General features: G+C 72.7%; 20 protein-coding genes. 10 read left to right on the top strand and 10 right to left on the bottom strand.

Annotation, left to right across the window (positions count from 1 at the left end):
- Positions 1-37: 37 nt before the first annotated feature.
- Positions 38-625, top strand: coding sequence for a TetR/AcrR family transcriptional regulator (locus K7472_RS10855; protein ID WP_222976615.1), 588 nt, complete (start codon positions 38-40; stop codon positions 623-625).
- Positions 626-677: 52 nt separating this feature from the next.
- Here K7472_RS10855 and K7472_RS10850 read toward each other — a convergent pair whose 3' ends face one another.
- Positions 678-1541: an NAD-dependent epimerase/dehydratase family protein gene (locus K7472_RS10850; protein WP_222976613.1), complete on the bottom strand. Its 864-nt coding sequence runs from the start codon at positions 1539-1541 to the stop codon at positions 678-680.
- Between the two features lie 132 nt (positions 1542-1673).
- Here K7472_RS10850 and K7472_RS10845 point away from each other — a divergent pair, with 132 nt between their 5' ends.
- Complete coding sequence (locus K7472_RS10845) at positions 1674-2525, top strand: helix-turn-helix transcriptional regulator (RefSeq protein ID WP_222976611.1); 852 nt, start codon at positions 1674-1676, stop codon at positions 2523-2525.
- Positions 2526-2755: 230 nt separating this feature from the next.
- On the opposite strand, the gene K7472_RS10840 is transcribed toward K7472_RS10845, so the two are convergent.
- Complete coding sequence (locus K7472_RS10840) at positions 2756-3931, bottom strand: PP2C family protein-serine/threonine phosphatase (RefSeq protein ID WP_222976866.1); 1176 nt, start codon at positions 3929-3931, stop codon at positions 2756-2758.
- A gap of 151 nt (positions 3932-4082) precedes the next feature.
- Between K7472_RS10840 and K7472_RS32585 the strand changes: the two genes are divergently transcribed.
- The gene (locus tag K7472_RS32585; protein ID WP_308013849.1) at positions 4083-4559 is read left to right on the top strand and encodes a MarR family winged helix-turn-helix transcriptional regulator; all 477 of its coding nucleotides are present in this window, start codon (positions 4083-4085) and stop codon (positions 4557-4559) included.
- Between the two features lie 298 nt (positions 4560-4857).
- On the top strand, positions 4858-5607 hold the full coding sequence (locus tag K7472_RS10830; RefSeq protein WP_222976607.1) for a histidine phosphatase family protein: 750 nt from the start codon (positions 4858-4860) through the stop codon (positions 5605-5607).
- Positions 5608-5680: 73 nt separating this feature from the next.
- Here K7472_RS10830 and K7472_RS10825 read toward each other — a convergent pair whose 3' ends face one another.
- Positions 5681-5917: a DUF8825 domain-containing protein gene (locus K7472_RS10825; RefSeq protein WP_222976605.1), complete on the bottom strand. Its 237-nt coding sequence runs from the start codon at positions 5915-5917 to the stop codon at positions 5681-5683.
- 149 nt (positions 5918-6066) lie between these two features.
- Here K7472_RS10825 and K7472_RS10820 point away from each other — a divergent pair, with 149 nt between their 5' ends.
- Positions 6067-6243, top strand: a complete 177-nt coding sequence (locus tag K7472_RS10820; protein WP_222976603.1) for a CsbD family protein — start codon at positions 6067-6069, stop codon at positions 6241-6243.
- A 118-nt stretch (positions 6244-6361) separates the two neighbouring features.
- On the opposite strand, the gene K7472_RS10815 is transcribed toward K7472_RS10820, so the two are convergent.
- On the bottom strand, positions 6362-6715 hold the full coding sequence (locus K7472_RS10815) for a hypothetical protein (RefSeq protein ID WP_222976601.1): 354 nt from the start codon (positions 6713-6715) through the stop codon (positions 6362-6364).
- A gap of 198 nt (positions 6716-6913) precedes the next feature.
- Complete coding sequence (locus tag K7472_RS10810) at positions 6914-7885, bottom strand: alpha/beta hydrolase (protein ID WP_308013848.1); 972 nt, start codon at positions 7883-7885, stop codon at positions 6914-6916.
- Positions 7886-8126: 241 nt separating this feature from the next.
- Between K7472_RS10810 and K7472_RS33410 the strand changes: the two genes are divergently transcribed.
- The 3 genes from K7472_RS33410 to K7472_RS10795 all read left to right on the top strand — a co-directional run bounded on the left by K7472_RS33410 (position 8127) and on the right by K7472_RS10795 (position 9386).
- Positions 8127-8378: a hypothetical protein gene (locus K7472_RS33410; RefSeq protein ID WP_222976599.1), complete on the top strand. Its 252-nt coding sequence runs from the start codon at positions 8127-8129 to the stop codon at positions 8376-8378.
- Between the two features lie 50 nt (positions 8379-8428).
- Positions 8429-9061 carry an NADPH-dependent F420 reductase gene (locus K7472_RS10800; RefSeq protein WP_222976597.1) on the top strand — a complete coding sequence of 211 codons (633 nt, stop codon included), beginning with the start codon at positions 8429-8431 and terminating at the stop codon, positions 9059-9061.
- A gap of 151 nt (positions 9062-9212) precedes the next feature.
- Positions 9213-9386 (top strand): CsbD family protein, encoded by a 174-nt coding sequence (locus tag K7472_RS10795; protein ID WP_222976595.1) that lies wholly within the window; start codon positions 9213-9215, stop codon positions 9384-9386.
- 81 nt (positions 9387-9467) lie between these two features.
- Here the strand turns inward: K7472_RS10795 and K7472_RS33405 are convergent, their stop codons facing one another.
- The 4 genes from K7472_RS33405 to K7472_RS10775 all read right to left on the bottom strand — a co-directional run bounded on the left by K7472_RS33405 (position 9468) and on the right by K7472_RS10775 (position 12081).
- Positions 9468-10502: a 1-acyl-sn-glycerol-3-phosphate acyltransferase gene (locus tag K7472_RS33405; RefSeq protein ID WP_222976593.1), complete on the bottom strand. Its 1035-nt coding sequence runs from the start codon at positions 10500-10502 to the stop codon at positions 9468-9470.
- Positions 10499-11419 carry a patatin-like phospholipase family protein gene (locus tag K7472_RS10785; protein WP_222976591.1) on the bottom strand — a complete coding sequence of 307 codons (921 nt, stop codon included), beginning with the start codon at positions 11417-11419 and terminating at the stop codon, positions 10499-10501. The genes K7472_RS33405 and K7472_RS10785 overlap by 4 nt, the downstream gene beginning before the upstream one ends.
- A gap of 58 nt (positions 11420-11477) precedes the next feature.
- Entirely contained in the window at positions 11478-11750 is a 273-nt protein-coding gene (locus K7472_RS10780) for a DUF4190 domain-containing protein (protein ID WP_222976589.1), read from the bottom strand.
- 109 nt (positions 11751-11859) lie between these two features.
- Positions 11860-12081: a DUF3099 domain-containing protein gene (locus tag K7472_RS10775; protein WP_222976851.1), complete on the bottom strand. Its 222-nt coding sequence runs from the start codon at positions 12079-12081 to the stop codon at positions 11860-11862.
- Between the two features lie 271 nt (positions 12082-12352).
- Between K7472_RS10775 and K7472_RS33400 the strand changes: the two genes are divergently transcribed.
- Both K7472_RS33400 and K7472_RS10765 read left to right on the top strand, forming a co-directional pair.
- A complete protein-coding gene (locus K7472_RS33400; RefSeq protein ID WP_222976587.1) occupies positions 12353-13321 on the top strand; it encodes a bacteriocin fulvocin C-related protein in 969 nt (322 codons plus the stop codon).
- 78 nt (positions 13322-13399) lie between these two features.
- Positions 13400-14386: a bacteriocin fulvocin C-related protein gene (locus K7472_RS10765; RefSeq protein WP_222976585.1), complete on the top strand. Its 987-nt coding sequence runs from the start codon at positions 13400-13402 to the stop codon at positions 14384-14386.
- Positions 14387-14416: 30 nt separating this feature from the next.
- Here K7472_RS10765 and K7472_RS10760 read toward each other — a convergent pair whose 3' ends face one another.
- Positions 14417-15343 (bottom strand): DUF6924 domain-containing protein, encoded by a 927-nt coding sequence (locus tag K7472_RS10760; protein ID WP_308013847.1) that lies wholly within the window; start codon positions 15341-15343, stop codon positions 14417-14419.
- Positions 15344-15452 lie beyond the last annotated feature (109 nt).

Here is a 15452-nt window from a genome sequence, read left to right as displayed (position 1 = left end):
TGTTCCTTGCCAGAGGGGTCAGAGGGGGAGGTGGGCGGTGCCGACCGGGATCGCCATGCGCGACGCGCGTGAGCAGCTCTTCGCCGCCGCGGAGCGGGTCCTGCTGCGGGACGGGGCGAACGGGCTGACCAGCCGGGCGGTCACCACCGAGGCCGGAGTGTCCAAGGGCCTGCTGCACCGGCACTTCCCGGACTTCGACGGCTTCCTCACCGAGTTCGTGGCGGCGCGCGTCACCGGGATCGAGGCCCGGGCCGCCGTCCTGCGCGAGTCCGCCGGCACCGGCAGCGTCGTCGGCAACCTCACTCACGCCTTGGCTGACCTGTTCGAGCCCGTGACGCTGGGCATGGTCGGCCTGGTGATCTCCCGCGACGCGGTGCGCACCAGGCTCCGCGAGGCGACCGGAGGCGGCCTCCCGGTGCTGACGGAGGCGACCGGGATGGTGCGCTCCTACCTCGTCGCCGAACGGGACCTGGGCCGGCTCGCGGCCGACGCCGACACCGACGCGCTCGCGCCGACCCTGATCGGCGCGGCCCACCTGCTGCTGGCCGGCAAGGAACACGCACCGCCGCACACCGCGGACCTCGAACGGTCAGTGGCCGCGGTGCTCGCCGACACCGCACGCTAGACCCCGGGGGCCGGTTTTCCGGCGTACCGTGTGCTCGGCTCAGGCCCCGCTTTCACAGCGCTCCCGCCTCGCGCGCCGTCCACACCGTCGGGTACACCGGCCTGAACCCCAGCTCGCGGCGCGCTCGTTCGACCGAGACGATGCCGGACCACGGGTCGTCGTCGAGCTGCGTGCCGAGGCCGTCCGGTACCGGCGTGTGGTTGAGCTGGTGCAACTCGACCAGGGTGCACGGCGCCTCGTCGGCGATGTTGTACGCCCGGCCCGCGATGCCCTCGGTGAACAGCAGCCGCAGCAACCCCTGGGCCACGTCGGCGTGGTGCACCATCTGGAGCCGTCGGCAGCCCGGCCACCGCTGGGCGAGGCGGGTGGACTGCGACAGGTGCGGGTCGCCGTCCCCGTAGACGAACGCCAGTCGCCCGACGCGCACGTCGAGTCCGCGCTCGCGGTGCAGCGCGAGCAGGGTCCGTTCGGCCTCCGCCTTGGACGCGGGGTAGGCGCCCCACAGCGGCCCGCCCGGCTGCGAGGCGTCGTCCTCCTCGTGCGGTCGGCCGCGGCCGAGACCGTAGACGAGGTTGGTGCTGACCTGGACGAACCGGCCCACCCCCGCCTCGGCCGCGGCCTCGCCGAGTGCGAGCGCGGCGTGCGCGTTCACCTCCCACGCCTCCTCCTCCGGCACGCCGCGGAAGGCGGCCGCGATGTTGACCACGGCGTCCACGCCCTTCAGCGCCGCGCGCACCACGGCGGGGTCCCGCATCTCGCCCACCGCGACCTGGGCGCCCCGCGCGGCGAACGGTTCCGCCCGCCGCTCGTCCCGCACCAGCACCCGTACGGTCGTGCCGTCCGGCACGCGGTCCAGCAGCCGGGGCACGAACCGGCTGCCCACCTGTCCCGTCGCACCCGTCACCAGGATCACCATCGGTCGCTCCTTTATCGTCCCGGTCCCGTTCACCACCACCGTGCGGCCGCCTCCGCCACGGCGGGAGAGACCGGGCGATCCAGGGATCGGCAGACCCTGGATACGGTCCGCGCCCGGGCGCATGCTGGAGGTGTGGATCTCGACCGTGCCGGACTCGCCGACTTCCTGCGGCGCAGCCGCGAACGCCTCGCCCCGGCGGACGTGGGCCTGAGCAGCGGTCCCCGGCGGCGCACGCCCGGACTGCGTCGCGAGGAGGTGGCCCGGCTCGCGGACATGTCGGCGGACTACTACACCCGCCTGGAGCAGGCCCGCGGCCCGTATCCGTCCCGGCAGATCCTCGGCTCGCTGGCCCGCGGGCTGCGGCTCACCGACGACGAACGCGACCACCTGTTCCACCTGGCCGGACAGGAACCGCCCCGCGACCGGCGGACGACGGATCACGTGCGACCCGGGCTCCTGCTGATCCTCGACCGGCTGGACGACACGCCCGCCATGGTGGTCAGCGACACCGGTGACGTCCTCGCGCAGAACGCCATGTCGGTCGCGCTGTCCGGTGACGCGGCGTCCCGCCCGCCGCACCAACGCAACCTGCTCGTACGCCTGTTCACCGATCCCGCAGCGCTCGACGCCGTGCCGCCCGAGGACCGCGCCGACCACGTCCGCGCGCACGTCGCCAACCTGCGGGCGGTCGCGGCGGCCCGGCCCGACGACCCGAGGGTGACCGCGCTGGTGCGCCGACTGCGCGAGCGAAGCCCGGAGTTCGTCGCGGTGTGGGACGAGCACGAGGTGGCCGTACGGCGACGCGCGACCAAGCGGTTCGTCCATCCGGTCGTCGGGCTGCTGGAGTTGGACTGCGAAGTGCTGCTCAGCGACGACCACGCCCAACGGCTGGTGGTGCTCACCGCCCGCCCGGGGAGCGAGAGTCACGAGCGGCTGCGGCTGCTGCGGGTGGTCGGCCTCCAGGACTTCGCCACCAGCGGTTGAGCGCCGCACCGGAAGCCGTGGTCGACCTGTGCGGAGGAACGCGGATCAGGCGTCCCCCGCGGTCACGGTCAGGCGTCGCCCCGGCACCGACGTGGGGGCACTCGACATGGCCTACGTTCCGCCCGCGCTCATCGAGACCGCCCTGCGCCGCCATCCCGCGACGACACGCGGCGCGGCGTGGGGGTGCCACGTCGACAATGCGCCGAAGAGGGCTGACAATTGACAGGACATCAACTTCCTGACGAAGTGCGCCCGTTCCAGTCGAGGCACACCACCAGCGCGTCGTCGTCGGGAGCGACCTTGCTGCGGTGGCCGGTGAGTTGGCGCAGCACCGCGTGCGGCACCTGGGCGGCGGGCAGCAGCCGGGTCGCGGTGATCGCCCGGGCGAGCGCCCGGTCCCCGTAGCGTTCGCCGCCGGGGGAGGCCGCCTCGTGGACGCCGTCGCTCACGACGACCAGCCGGTCCCCCGGGTGCACCTGGAACTCCTGGGCGACGTAGTCGGTCTCCTCGAACATGCCCAGCGGCAACTGCGCTTCGAAGGAAACCGGTTCCACCGCGCCGCCGCGTCGCAGCCGCAGCATGCGCGGCGAGCCCGCGTCGACCGCCTGCACCCGTCCGGTGGCCAGGTCGAACTCCAGCATGAGGACGGACAGATAGGCGGCGCCCTGGTAGTGCGCGTAGACCGCCTGGTCGGCCAGGGCTGCCTGGTCGGCGAGGGGGATGCCGGCGCGGCGCGCGTTGCGCAGCGCGTTGACGGCCAGGTTGGTCAGCAGCGACGCCTCGGTGCCCTCCCCCATGCCGTTGGTGACGTAGAGCAGCAGGCGGTCGGCCGTGGACGACCAGTCGAAGCTGTCGCCGAAGATCGCGTACGCCGGTTCCAGCTGGGCACCGATCTCGTACTCCGGCTGCGCACACGAGTGCCCCGGCAGCAGCTGCCACTGCATCTCGGCCGCGAGGGTGAGCCGGTGCAGACGCCGGGCCTGGAGGTAGACGTCCGTGTGCCGTCCGGCGACGACCAGCTCGTGGGCGAGGATCTGGGCGATCTCGGCGAGTTCGGCCAGTGACTGCCGCGCGTGGTCGGCGGGCAGCGTCACGGTGAGCACGCCGAGGCGGTCACCGCGCACCGTGACCGGCAGGTGGAGGCGTTCCACGTCGCCGTCGGCCGGTTCGGCGAACGGCTCCTGCGCCCCGAAGGCCCGGCCTGCCGGGGTGCCGTGTATCGGCAGCGGCTCCGCCGCGTACGGCGGCACCGGCACCGGTTGGAGTACGGTCATCCCGTAGTCCGCCATGAACAGTTCCACGGAGCTCGCCGCGTACTGCCGGGCCAGCACGACGCGGATCGCCTGGAGCAACTGGTCGGGAGCCGCGGTCCGAAGGGCCCGCTCAGCGGGCACGAATCTGTTCACGAACTTGGTACGCCATTTCTTCTGCCAGGAAGGCATCACGCTTGCGGGACGATGCTTCGCCCACCGAACGGGTCATGTCCGAACCGGGTGCCGCACCGCGGACACCACACCGCGTGCTGACATCACCCGAGAAGCCTGCGAGAGTGGGACGGTGACCTCCTCGCCCCCGCCTCACGAGCCCGACGAGGTGGCACGCCTGACGGCCCGGGCGGCCGAACTGCTCGAGGCCGTGTGGGGACAGACCCCGACCGCTCCGGTGTCGCCGTCCCAGCTGCCCGTGCTCTTCGTCCTCGAGCACAACGAGGGCATCAACCTGCGCACCCTCGCCGACACCCTCGGTTCCACCCCTCCGTCGGCCAGCAGGCTGTGCGACCGGCTCCAGGCCGTCGGGTTCCTGGAGCGCGCCCCCAGCCCCAACAGCCGCCGCGAGGTGCACCTGTACCTCACGAAGCCGGGCCGCGCCTTCCTCGCCGAGGTGCGGGCCCGCCGCGAGCGGGAACTCACCGCGCTCTTCGCACGGATGCCGGCCCACAAGCGCTCCGTACTGCTGGAAGGACTGGAGGCGTTCTGCTGGACCGCGGCGGCACGCATCCACGAAGACCAGTCCTCCGACTCGCGTTCCGCCTGACCGGCACGCCCCACGCTCGGCACGTCCGGCTCCGTACGTGGAGCGACGCGACGGGCCGACCCCACTGACAGGAACATCCCCAACCCTTCCTCTACTTGTTCACACGTAGCCACTTTCTTGCCTGACGGCTACTGTTGTCAAACGACAACTATGAACGTCGGCGTGTTCCGCGCAGGTGATGGGCCGGAACGGCCCTGCCGAGGGAGGGCGCGCGGCGACGCGGGGGCCGGGGCTCGTCCATGGCGTCCGCCCCCGGACCTTGCCGGGCAACCGCCCGTGCATCCGCGATGATCAGCCCATGCAGGAACCCGCCGCCGGACCGCCGACCCCCGCTTCGGGGTTGACCGCTCCGTTCACCCTGACCCGGCTGACGGTCGTCCGCCACGGCCAGAGCACCGCGAACGCCGCCTTCGCCGACGCCGCACGCACTCGCACGGAACAGACCCCGCTCGAAGGGCGCGACGCGGACGTGCCGCTGTCCGGCCTCGGCCTGACGCAGGCGGACGCGCTCGGCCGCTGGCTCGGCGGCCTGGATCCCGGCGAACGGCCGCAACTCGTCGTCTGCTCGCCCTACGCACGCGCTCGCCGGACCTGGGAACGGATGGCCGCCGCGAGCGGCACCGGCGGCGGCGACCTCCCGCACGCCGTGGTCGACCAGCGTCTGCGCGACCGCGAGATGGGCGTGTTCGAACTGCACCCGCCGGCCGCCATCGCCGCCCGCGCCCCCGAGGAGGCCGCACGCCGCGCCCGGCTCGGCGAGTGGTTCTACCGGCCCCCGGGCGGCGAGTCGCTGGCCGACGTGGTCCTGCGCGTGCGCGACCTCCTCCACCACCTGGACCGGGCAGCGGTGGGCCGGAGGATCCTGCTCGTCGCGCACGACGCGATCGCCGTCGCGGTACAGCACGTGACGGCCGGGATCGGCGCGCCCGTCCCGGACGACCTGCCGCCCGTCCCCAACGCCTCCGTCACCCGCTGGCACGGCGACGGCCACCACCTGTCGCTCACCGAATGGGCGGGAACCGGACACCTCGACGAGTACGCAGACTGAGGGCGACGGCCGGTCCGGGCCGCTTCCGCGGGCAACCGGTGGACGTCATCCCCGGGGGGGCGAGCGGTGGACGTCAGCAGTCGACCTCCTCACTCCACGCCGCCTCCTTGAGCGCCACCCGCGCGGCCGGAACGCTTCCGGGAGCGCTCGCCCAGTAGGGGTGCGTGGTGATCCGCACCGACAGGCGCTGGAGCCGCCGCCTCAGCACCGTGGTCTGCGAGGAGGACTGGTCTCCGGCCAGCTCCCGGTAGGCGGCGTACCAGTCGCGCTGCGCTTGGAGGAGGTCGTCGGGAAAGGTGTACGGGGCCATGTCCTGATTAGAGCACGTGTTCGAATCCGTGTGCATCGCACGGACGAGTGAACTTCGACGCACCCTGGTCGGCCCCACCCCGGGAGTTTGGCGGCGAGGCACGGGGCAAGGCGTTCCCGCGTCACGGACCGCAGGGAAGGGAGAGCGCGATGAGTGCCGAACGGAAGGCCCGGGCGGGTTCCGAACGGGCCGTGCGCGCCGCTGAGGAGGCCGCGGGCACGGCGGACGAGGACGAGTCCACGCCGCAGGAGCGGGGCGCCGAGGAGGTCAAGGGTGACGCGCTGAAGGCGGCGCGGGAGAAGGGTGAGGGCACGGTGCACCCGTAGATACCACGGTGCACCCGTAGACACACGGTCACTGCTGGATCGAAGGGGCAAGGCCCAAGGGCCTGCCCCCTCTCCTCGGTGCGGCTGCCCGCTCGTCCTTCGAGAGGCGCGCCCGGCCTCAGATGATGGGTCCGACCTCCGGCCCCGTGGCCTCCGGCAGTCCGGCCCGTTCCCTGATGATCCGCTCGACCTCCGGCACTTCCTGCGGCGTGATGAACGGGTGCACGGCTTTGCCCACGTCCAGGATGAGCGCGGTGTCCTTGCGCGGCCTGCCGGGATCGAGGCTCGCCCAGTACCGGGGATTGGCCGTGCCCCAGACGCGCGCCCTGCCGTGAAGCGGCGTCAGCCGGACGCGCCGGGCGGAGCGGATCGTCGCGTAGGGAATCGTCCGGCTCCCCCACAGGTAGTACCAGCGGATCACGACGCCGCTCTCGGTGCACGTGATCCATCCGTCGCGATACAGGTCTTCCACACCCTCATCATGCCCAGCCGCAGGGCGAGGGAACGGGCGGACGCGAACGGGAATCGAACGGCCTCTCGGCCCCCACAGGGGTGCCCCTGAAGGGACACCCCTCAAGGCTTGAAGGGACACCCCTCAAGGGACGGGCGCGCGACCGGGATCGGCCCGCCTTCCGGTGGCGGCACTGAGGGTTCGTGCCGCCACCTCCGCTCAGGCGGGTCGGCCGGTGGTGAGCAGGCGGTTGAGCCAGGAGTCGCGGGCCTCGCGGGCGGCGCGGCTGATCCGGGCGTCGGCGGCGATGACGTCGAAGCAGTGGAATCCGCCTGACCAGACGTGCAGTTCGGCTTCGCCGTCGGCCTGCCAGACGCGGTTGGCGTAGTCGACGGCCTCGTCGCGCAGGGACTCGGCGGAACCCACGTCGATGAAGGCGGGCGGCAGGCCGGACAGGTCGGTGGCGCGGGCGGGCGCAGCGTAGGGCGGCACGTCCGGGCCTCCTCGGGCGGCACCGAGCAGGGCGTTCCAGCCGAAGCCGTTCCAGCCGCGGTCCCAGATGTCGTGGCCGTCCATCTGCCACGACGACGCGCTGTCGTTGCGGTCGTCGAGCATCGGGCACATGAGCAGCTGGCCGAGGAGTCGGGGGCCGCCCTGGTCGCGTACGGTCAGCGCGAGCGCGGCGGTGAGGCCGCCGCCGGCGCTCGTACCGGCGACGACGATCCGTTCGGGGTCGAGGCCGAGGTCGGCCGCGTGATCGGTGATCCACAGCAGACCGGCGTGGACGTCGTCGATCGGTGCGGGGTGCGGGTGTTCGGGGGCGAGCCGGTAGCCGACCGAGACCAGCGCGGCCCCGAACCGTTCCGCCATGTCGAGCAGCGGGTCGAGGCCGACGCGGTGGTCGCCGCTGAACATGCCACCGCCGTGCGTGTAGTACAGCGTCGGCCGTGGTCCGGGCACGTCGACGGGAACGCAGATCAGCAGGGTGGCACCGGGGGCGCCGCCGGGGCCGGGCACCGCCTGCTCGGTGACGGCGAACCGGCCACCACGCCCGAGTGCGTCGAGGTGCGGCACCTCGGCGGCATCCTCGGCACGGACTTCCGCCAGCCGTTCGAGGCTCATCGGCGCCGGGTCTGCCTGGACGGCGGCGCGGTGGGCGGCGAGCAGTTCGGCGTCGAACGGTACGGGCACGGTCGTTCCTCAGGGTGCGTGACGGTTCGCCATGGGACACGGCTTGGGCGGCCCGGGCACGGTAGAGGCACGATTCGTGGGGTGGCAAGTGATTTACGATCTTGCCCGCGGTGACAGGTGTGGCGCTTGCCCCTGCCGGCTTACGTCGCGGCGAAGAGCTTGGCGGCCTCTGTGCACGCCTGGTCGCGCAGCCACGTGTGGGCCCGGTCGTTGTCGAAGCGGTGGTGCCAGTGAGGTACAGGTGGGTGGCACGCGGGCCGAACGGGAGGGGCAGGGCCGCGAGGACGGCGTCGACCGGGTCGCTGAGGCGTCCGCGCCGGGAGGTGGTGACATGGTGCGCCGCCGCGTAGCGCTCCGGGGTCACGCGCCCGGTGGCCAGGGCGTGGTCGGGGCGGACGGCGGCGAGCCCTGGACGCCCGGCCGCGCGGACTTCGTCGCCTGCGCGCCCGGACTCCACGCGCGGGCGTCCGCCGTGCTCGCGTCGATCGCCTGAATCCCACGCCCCAGCGAACCGTTCCGTCACCGCGCAGAAGGAGACCCACCATGGCAGCCATCGGCATCCTCGGCACCGGGCGCGTCGGCAGCGATCTCGGCCGCGCCCTCGTCGCCGCCGGCCACACCGTCGTCATCGGCTCCCGCACCCCGGAATCGGCGGCGGGCGCTCGCGACGCCGTTCCGGGGGCGACCTACACCGGCCCGCGCGACGCCGCCCGGACGTCCGACATCGTCATCAGCGCGCTCCCCGGCCACGTCGCGCTGGACCAACTGGCTGAATTGAGCGCAGAGTTGAGAGGCAAGGTCCTGGTCGACATCGCCAACGCCACGACCGGTGCACCGACGATGCGGCCGCTCCACACCGACGCCAGCCTCGCGGAACACCTTCAGCGGGCGCTGCCCGGCACCCACGTGGTCAAGACCCTCAACACCATGCTCTTCACCGTCGTGACCGACCCCGGCGCGCTCACCACGCCGCCCACCGCGTTCCTGTCCGGCGACGACACGGAGGCCAAGAGGACGGTGGCGTCGCTCCTCGGCGACCTCGGCTGGCGCGAGGAGTGGATCGAGGACCTCGGCGACGTCACCACGGCCGGGGCCACGGAGGCGCTGATCCTCCTGGTCCCCCACGTCGTACGCCAACACGGCCTGCGGCCGTTCGCGGTGTCGTTGGCCCGCTGACGGGCGGCATCGGTCGGTGACGCCGCGCGTGGCAGCGGTTCCGCCGGGTACGCGTCCTGTGTGAACGTCCGCGGGCGGATGACGGGTTCGGGCACGAACCTGGACGGACCCGCGGACCGGTGGCCTGGCGTCTGACGAGGAGACGGTTGCGTTGAGCGGTCGGGACAAGACGAAGAACAGCGTCGACAAGGCGAAGGGCAAGGCCAAGGAGGTCGCGGGCAAGGCGGTCGGAGACGAGGAGTTGGAGGTCGAGGGCAAGGCGGAACAGGCCAGGGGTGATCTGAAGCAGGCGGCCGAACACGTCAAGGACGCCCTCAAGCGCTGACCGTGACGCACTGCTGCGGCTGGGGGTCGTCGACCCCCAGCCGCAGCGCGTTGCCGGGGAGAGTGCCCGGCGCCTCCTCGCTCAATGCCCCTCGATCCACCTGTCGACGCGGGACCACTGTGCCGTGAGCCATTCCTTGCGCGCCTCGTCGTCCCGTGGCACCTCGGCCGCCGGAACGCGCCACCACCGCGCCCGCACCTGTTCGCGCAGCGGTACGCCCGACCACGCCGTGCTTACCGAGTCGATCGCGTCGAGACCCGTGTGGGCGACGAACACCACGTCCGCCCCGGGCGCCGCCGCCAGTGCCGCCAGCGTGCCGGTGGCGTGCGGCGGCAGCACGTGGTGAAGGCGCTCCGCCCGGGCGGCGGCACGGGCTTCGTTCCTGCGACGCAGCGACGCTATGGCCCGGCGGTGCCGCCGTTCGGTGTAGTTGGCCCCTTCGGGGAAGATCACGAGCGCGTCGCCCGGGCGCATGTCACGGGCGAGGTCGGCCATCGCGTCCTCCGTCGTCCTTCCCCGGCGGGCGGGCACGAAGCAGTGGGGCAGCCTGCCCATGATCACGTCGAGGCACGGGTCCAGCCGCAGCACCCGCTTCAGGACGATCCGCGGCAGCGTCTCGGCCCGCGACAGCAGCACATGGACGAGGAGGAACGAGTCGCCGGGCCCGGCGTGGCGGGCCAGGACGATCAGGGGCGCGGTGCCGTCCGGTACGGCCCGCACCGGAGGTGTCACCCGCAACGACAGCCCGAACAACCGCTCGGAGACGCCCACCAGCAACCGCAGCAAACCGTCCAGCAAGGCGTAGGTGGCGTTCGTGCGCCGGGCGACGGCCTCGGGGGCGAGCGGCGGATACCTCAGCCAGATCAGTCCGGCCCTCACGAAGCCGCCGAAGTCCACGACGAGGTACAGCGCCGCGAAGGCGAAGACCCTGACCAGCCGCCACCGTCCGCCGCGCAGCGCGGAGAACGGTGCGGTGAGCACGGTGACCACGACCAGCAGGGCGGCCGCCACCGGGATCAGTGCCAGCTCCACCGCGACGGTCACGATCCTTCGTATGCCGGTGAGGACCGCGGCGGCCACGGCTCTGCCGATGCCGTCGCCCCGGGTCCCGGTCACCGCGTGCCGCCGTCCTGGCCGAGGCCGGCGAGGTAGCGCGCCGACGCCTCGTAGGCGCGTTCGATGCGTTCGGCGGTCTGGCCGAACGTCTTGTACCGCAGTTGCTGCAACGTCCCGTTGACCTCGGCGGCCGGGGCGCCGCTCGGGAGCACGTGCACCGTCACCTCGGGCGGCAGGTCGGCCATGTCGCGGGCGAAGCGGTGGCGCCGGGCGATCTCGAACGAGACCATGGCGACCTGCCACGGCAGCCTCGGCGGGCTCAGCGGGGACTCGATGCGGCCGACCTGGAGCACGTAGATCTCCCGTGCCCCGAGCGCCACCGCGCGGCTGACCGGGATGCTGTTGACGAGGCCGCCGTCCACGAAGTGTTCCTCGTCCACCCGTACCGGCGGAAGCAGTCCCGGCACCGCGCTGGAGGCGAGCACGGCGTCGGCGACGGGCCCTTCGGTGAACCAGTGCTCGGCGGCCCGTTCGATGCTCGCCGCCACGCACTGGAACGGCACGCTCAGGTCCTCGATGCGGTCGACGGGCAGGTGGGAGGTGAGCAGGGTGCGCAATGGCTCGGCGGAGTGGATGTGCGTTCCGCTGCGCACGGCGGTGCCGATCCGTCCCAGCAGCGAGCCGGAGAAGACGCCCGCGTCGCCCAGGCCCGACCACAGATCGGCGAGCCGGGCGACGCTGGAGGGTGCGGGATCGGCGGCCACCACGACGCCGTTGATCGCTCCGACGGACGTGCCCACCACCAGTTCGGGCCGGATCCCGGCCTCCAGCAGTGCCTTCAGCATGCCGACCTGGTGTGCCCCGAGGGCACCGCCTCCGCCGAGCACGAAGGCGCGGGCGGGAGGTCGGGGGTCGGCCTCGGACGTGGGGTGGTCCGGCGCGGTCTGGTGGGCATCCGTGTCCCGGCTGTCGTTCATGCACCCAATGTGCCCACGGTGGGTCCGGCGCAGTCCCTTCCTGTCCCGGTCCCCTCGTTCAGAAGGACCAGGTGACGTTGTGCTGCGCGCCGGTCAGGACGAGGAAGACGATCACGTCGGCGACGCCCAGCGCCATGCCGAGGTAGGCGCGGTTGCGGTGGCTGGTACCGCGGTGGAGCGCGAGGGCGGCCAGGATCACCGCGGCGGGGCCCAGGAACACGTTGAAGACCAGGAGGCCGACGAGCCCGAGGATGAACGACGCGGCGGCCATGCCGTAGGCGTCGCGGGCGGCCCGCTCACGGGCACCTCGTCGGGCGGTGGTGGTCGTCATCTTCCTCTCCTTGGGTCGGACGGGACGCGTACGCGTCGGATGGGATGCGCGTACCGCATCGGACGGGACGCGCGCCGCGGAGGTCGTCACGCGCCGCGCGGGGGTCGGTTCAGCGCCGGTCGTCCGCGTGCCGCCGGTGGCGTACTCCGTAGACGGCGAGCCATCCGAGGATGACGACCGCGGTGACGGCCGTCACCGGGAGCGGCAGGTGCGTCACGGCGCCGAGCAGCACTCCCAGCAACAGGAACGCGACCATGAGGAACAGCATGGATCTCCCCTTCTTCTGGCGTCGTGTTCTTCCGGCATCGTGCGGGTTCGCGTGTCGTGTGATCGGTCAACGGGGGGGCGTCGGTACGGCTGCCCGCGCACGACACCGGGAAACGGTGCCGTGATCGAGAGCACGTGTTCCCGGCCGCGTCGCACCGCCCGGATCGAACCGCGAGCCGCCGCGTGGTGGGCCCGCACCGCCCAACACCCCCCGTGCGGAATGTCGTTCCTGTTCGCATTTTTACTAGGCGGCCGGGGCGGCGGCCTCCCACAATCGCGTTGGGAGCGGCCGGCCCAGAGCAGGTCGACGCCATCGGCACGTACGGGAGGTTGCCGTGGAAGAGCGCTGGATTCTGGCCTTCGACAGTTCGTGCGCGACGTGCGGGGAGATCTCCGCAGCCGTCTCCGAGGCGTGCGGGGGACGCCTGGAGACCCTGCCGCTGTCGCACCCCGAGGTGCGCGGGACGCTCGCGGGACGACAGAAGGACGGGGAGCCGTCCCGACCGGCCCTGCTACGGGTCGGCGGCACGGACGCCCGGGTGCGGACGGGTGTGCGGATGGCCGCGCCGCTGGCCCGCCGACTGGGGGTGCGCCGCAGCGTGAGCGTCCTGCGGGCGCTCGGCCGTCTCCGTCAGGACGCGAAACGCGTGCCGTTCGAGGAATCCCGGCGGGCGGCCTCAGGAGTGGGGCGCGGGCGGTTCCTCCAGCTGGCGGCCGGTGCCGGAGTGGCGGCGGGCGTGGTGCTGCTGGGCCGTACCCCGGCCATCGCCGAACAACGCTGCGCCACCGCGGCCGCCTGGGCCGCCCGCAACAAGGACCGCCTGCCGCAACGCTACGACGACATCATCACCTACCCCATGGCCTACCGCAGGGCCGTCTACGCCCAACTGCCCACGAACGCCAGGGCCCAGTGCTGGACCGAACACCTGAAGCGCTACCGGACAACGGAGTTGACGTCGCGTCAGCGTGCGGTCATGGGTTCGGCCGCGGCGATCCTCGCGGCACCGGCGTTTCTCGGCGACGGCGACGGCGGCGCGGCGCGCACCGACGCGAGGCTGGAGGCGTTCCACCGGGAGGCCGTCGCCGCTTTCGGCGCGGCACGAGCGGGGGCGCTGTTCGCGACCCTCGGCCCCGCCGAGGGGACCGACGGCGTCGTGAGCCCGCGGAACACCTGCACGTGCAGCGTGGCCGACTCCTGGTGCGACAACGCGACGCAGTGCGAGTACCACCCCTGTTCCCCACTGAGCAGCGGGTGCGGATCGTTCTGGAGCAAGTCGTGTGACGGGCTGTGCTGGAACTCGTAGCCGGTCCGGTCCGGGACACGGTCCGCGACGGCTGCGCGATGACGGGACGACTGCGCGACGACGGAAGGGACGATTGCCATGCCGGATGAGTCAGGGGACCGCTGGGTCCTGTCCTTCGACGCCTCGTGTGCCACCTGCCGGGAGATCTCGGCCACGGTGACCCGGGCCTGTGCGGGCAGGCTGGAGGCTCTGCCGCTCAGCCACCATCAGGTGCGGGAGTGGCGCGAAGAGGCCCTCGGGCCACGGCCGCCGTGGGCGCCGACGCTGCTGCGGGTGACGGGGGATCAGGTCCGGGCCTGGCACGGGACGGCGATGCTCGTTCCGCTGTCCCGGCGGCTGGGCGCGCGGACCGGTGTGCGGGTGCTGCGCGCGCTCGGGCGGCTGCGGCAGGAAGCCCGACGCGTTCCGACAGCCGTCTCACGAGAGGCGGTTGATGGCCTGGGTCGTGGCCGGTTCCTCCAGCTGGCGGTCGGCGCCGGGGTCGCGGCGGGCGTCGTCCTGCTGGGCCGTACCCCGGCCATCGCCGAACAACGCTGCGCCACCGCGGCCGCCTGGGCCGCCCGCAACAAGGACCACCTGCCGCAACGCTACGACGACATCATCACCTACCCCATGGCCTACCGCAGGGCCGTCTACGCCCAACTGCCCACGAACGCCAGGGCCCAGTGCTGGACCGAACACCTGGAGCGCAACCGGCCCCGCGACGTGACGGGCGACCAGCGGGCCGTGCTGGACTCGGCGAAGGCGATGCTGTCGACACCGGCCGTCCTCGCGATCCCGCGCACCCCGGCCGTGAGCGCACGGCTCGAAGCGTTCCACCGGAAGGCGCTGGCCGCCTTCGGTCCCGCGAAGGCCGGCGCCCTGTTCGCCACCCTCGGCCCCGCGGACCGCACCGAGGGCACCGTGAGCCCCGACGAGACGTGCACCTGCACGACCGAGAGCAACTGGTGCGACAACTGGAATCCGTGCTCTTTCAAGTACGACAACTGCACGGTGACCAACGGTGGTTGCGGAAGCTACTGGCTCTACGACTGCGACGGGATCTGCGTCGGCGTCGAGAAGTGAGGTCCGCCGCGGGCCCGGGACCGGCGGCGATCAGGCGAAGTCGGCGAAGTCCATGTTGGCGATCTCCAGGTTGGCCGCCATCGAGCCGGCCTCGTCCAGAGCGACGCGCGCCGCCTGGCCCGGGGTGTCGTGCAGGTCCACGGCGTACAGCGGGCGGTCGGGTTCGCTCATCGTGACGGCGTCGGCGAGGGCCACCATGACGGTCGAGGGCCCCGCCGGCACCAGCGCGGGCACCTGACCGGGCATCAGCCCTTCGTAGGCGCGGTCGTCCACGACCACGGCGCGCAGCGCGATGACGTCCTCCTCCTCGTCCCCTTCGTCGTCGATTCCTTCGTCGTCGTAGGCCGCGACCGAGTCCAGGACCGCCCGCCAGCCCTCCTCGTCGTGGAAGTCGGTGCGCACCAGCAACGTCAGGTCCTCGGCGGCCGGAAGGGGCGGGAAGCCGGTGCGCACCACGTCGGTCGGCGTCGGCGTGGCCTGGTCCCCGCCGTCGCCCTCGTACGTACCCCACCGGTCCATGCCGCGCACGAGGTCCGCGAACTCCAGCTTGCCTTCGACGAGTTGACGCAGCACGGAGGCGAGCCGCCCGTCGGCCACCCGCACGCCACGGCCCGGCATGTCCCGCGCGTCGACCAGCAACAGGCCCGAATCGCCGTAGACGGCGGAGATGTCCGCGACGGCGACGACGGGCGCGGCGGTGGTCCCGACGGGCAGCAGCGCGGGCAGGGCGCCGCCGGGCACCTGGTCCCAGGCCACGTCGTGGGCGACGCGCAGGGTCACGCCGCCGTCCAGGGGTATCGTCGCGTCCTCGGGCCCGGCGCCGAGGCGCTCCAGGACACCGCCCCACTTGGGCGCGTGGTCCTCGTAGCACACGCAGACGAGCACGACCTCGTCGTGAGCGGTGGCGGGCAGCGTCGGGTACGACGTCATCAGGATCTCCAGTGGTCGGCCGCGCACGGGGTACGTCCCCGTGTCGTCGCCGATCCTGCCGCAGGGCACTGACAACGGCGGCCTCCGCCAGGCGAATTCGGTGTGGCCGCCGCGTTGCCCGACCGGCTGAGGCCAT

The organism is Streptantibioticus parmotrematis (assembly GCF_019890615.1).
Classification (GTDB): Bacteria; Actinomycetota; Actinomycetes; order Streptomycetales; family Streptomycetaceae; genus Streptantibioticus_D; species Streptantibioticus_D parmotrematis.
Note: the sequence above shows the minus strand (reverse complement) of the source record. Positions and strands in the feature narration are given on the sequence as shown.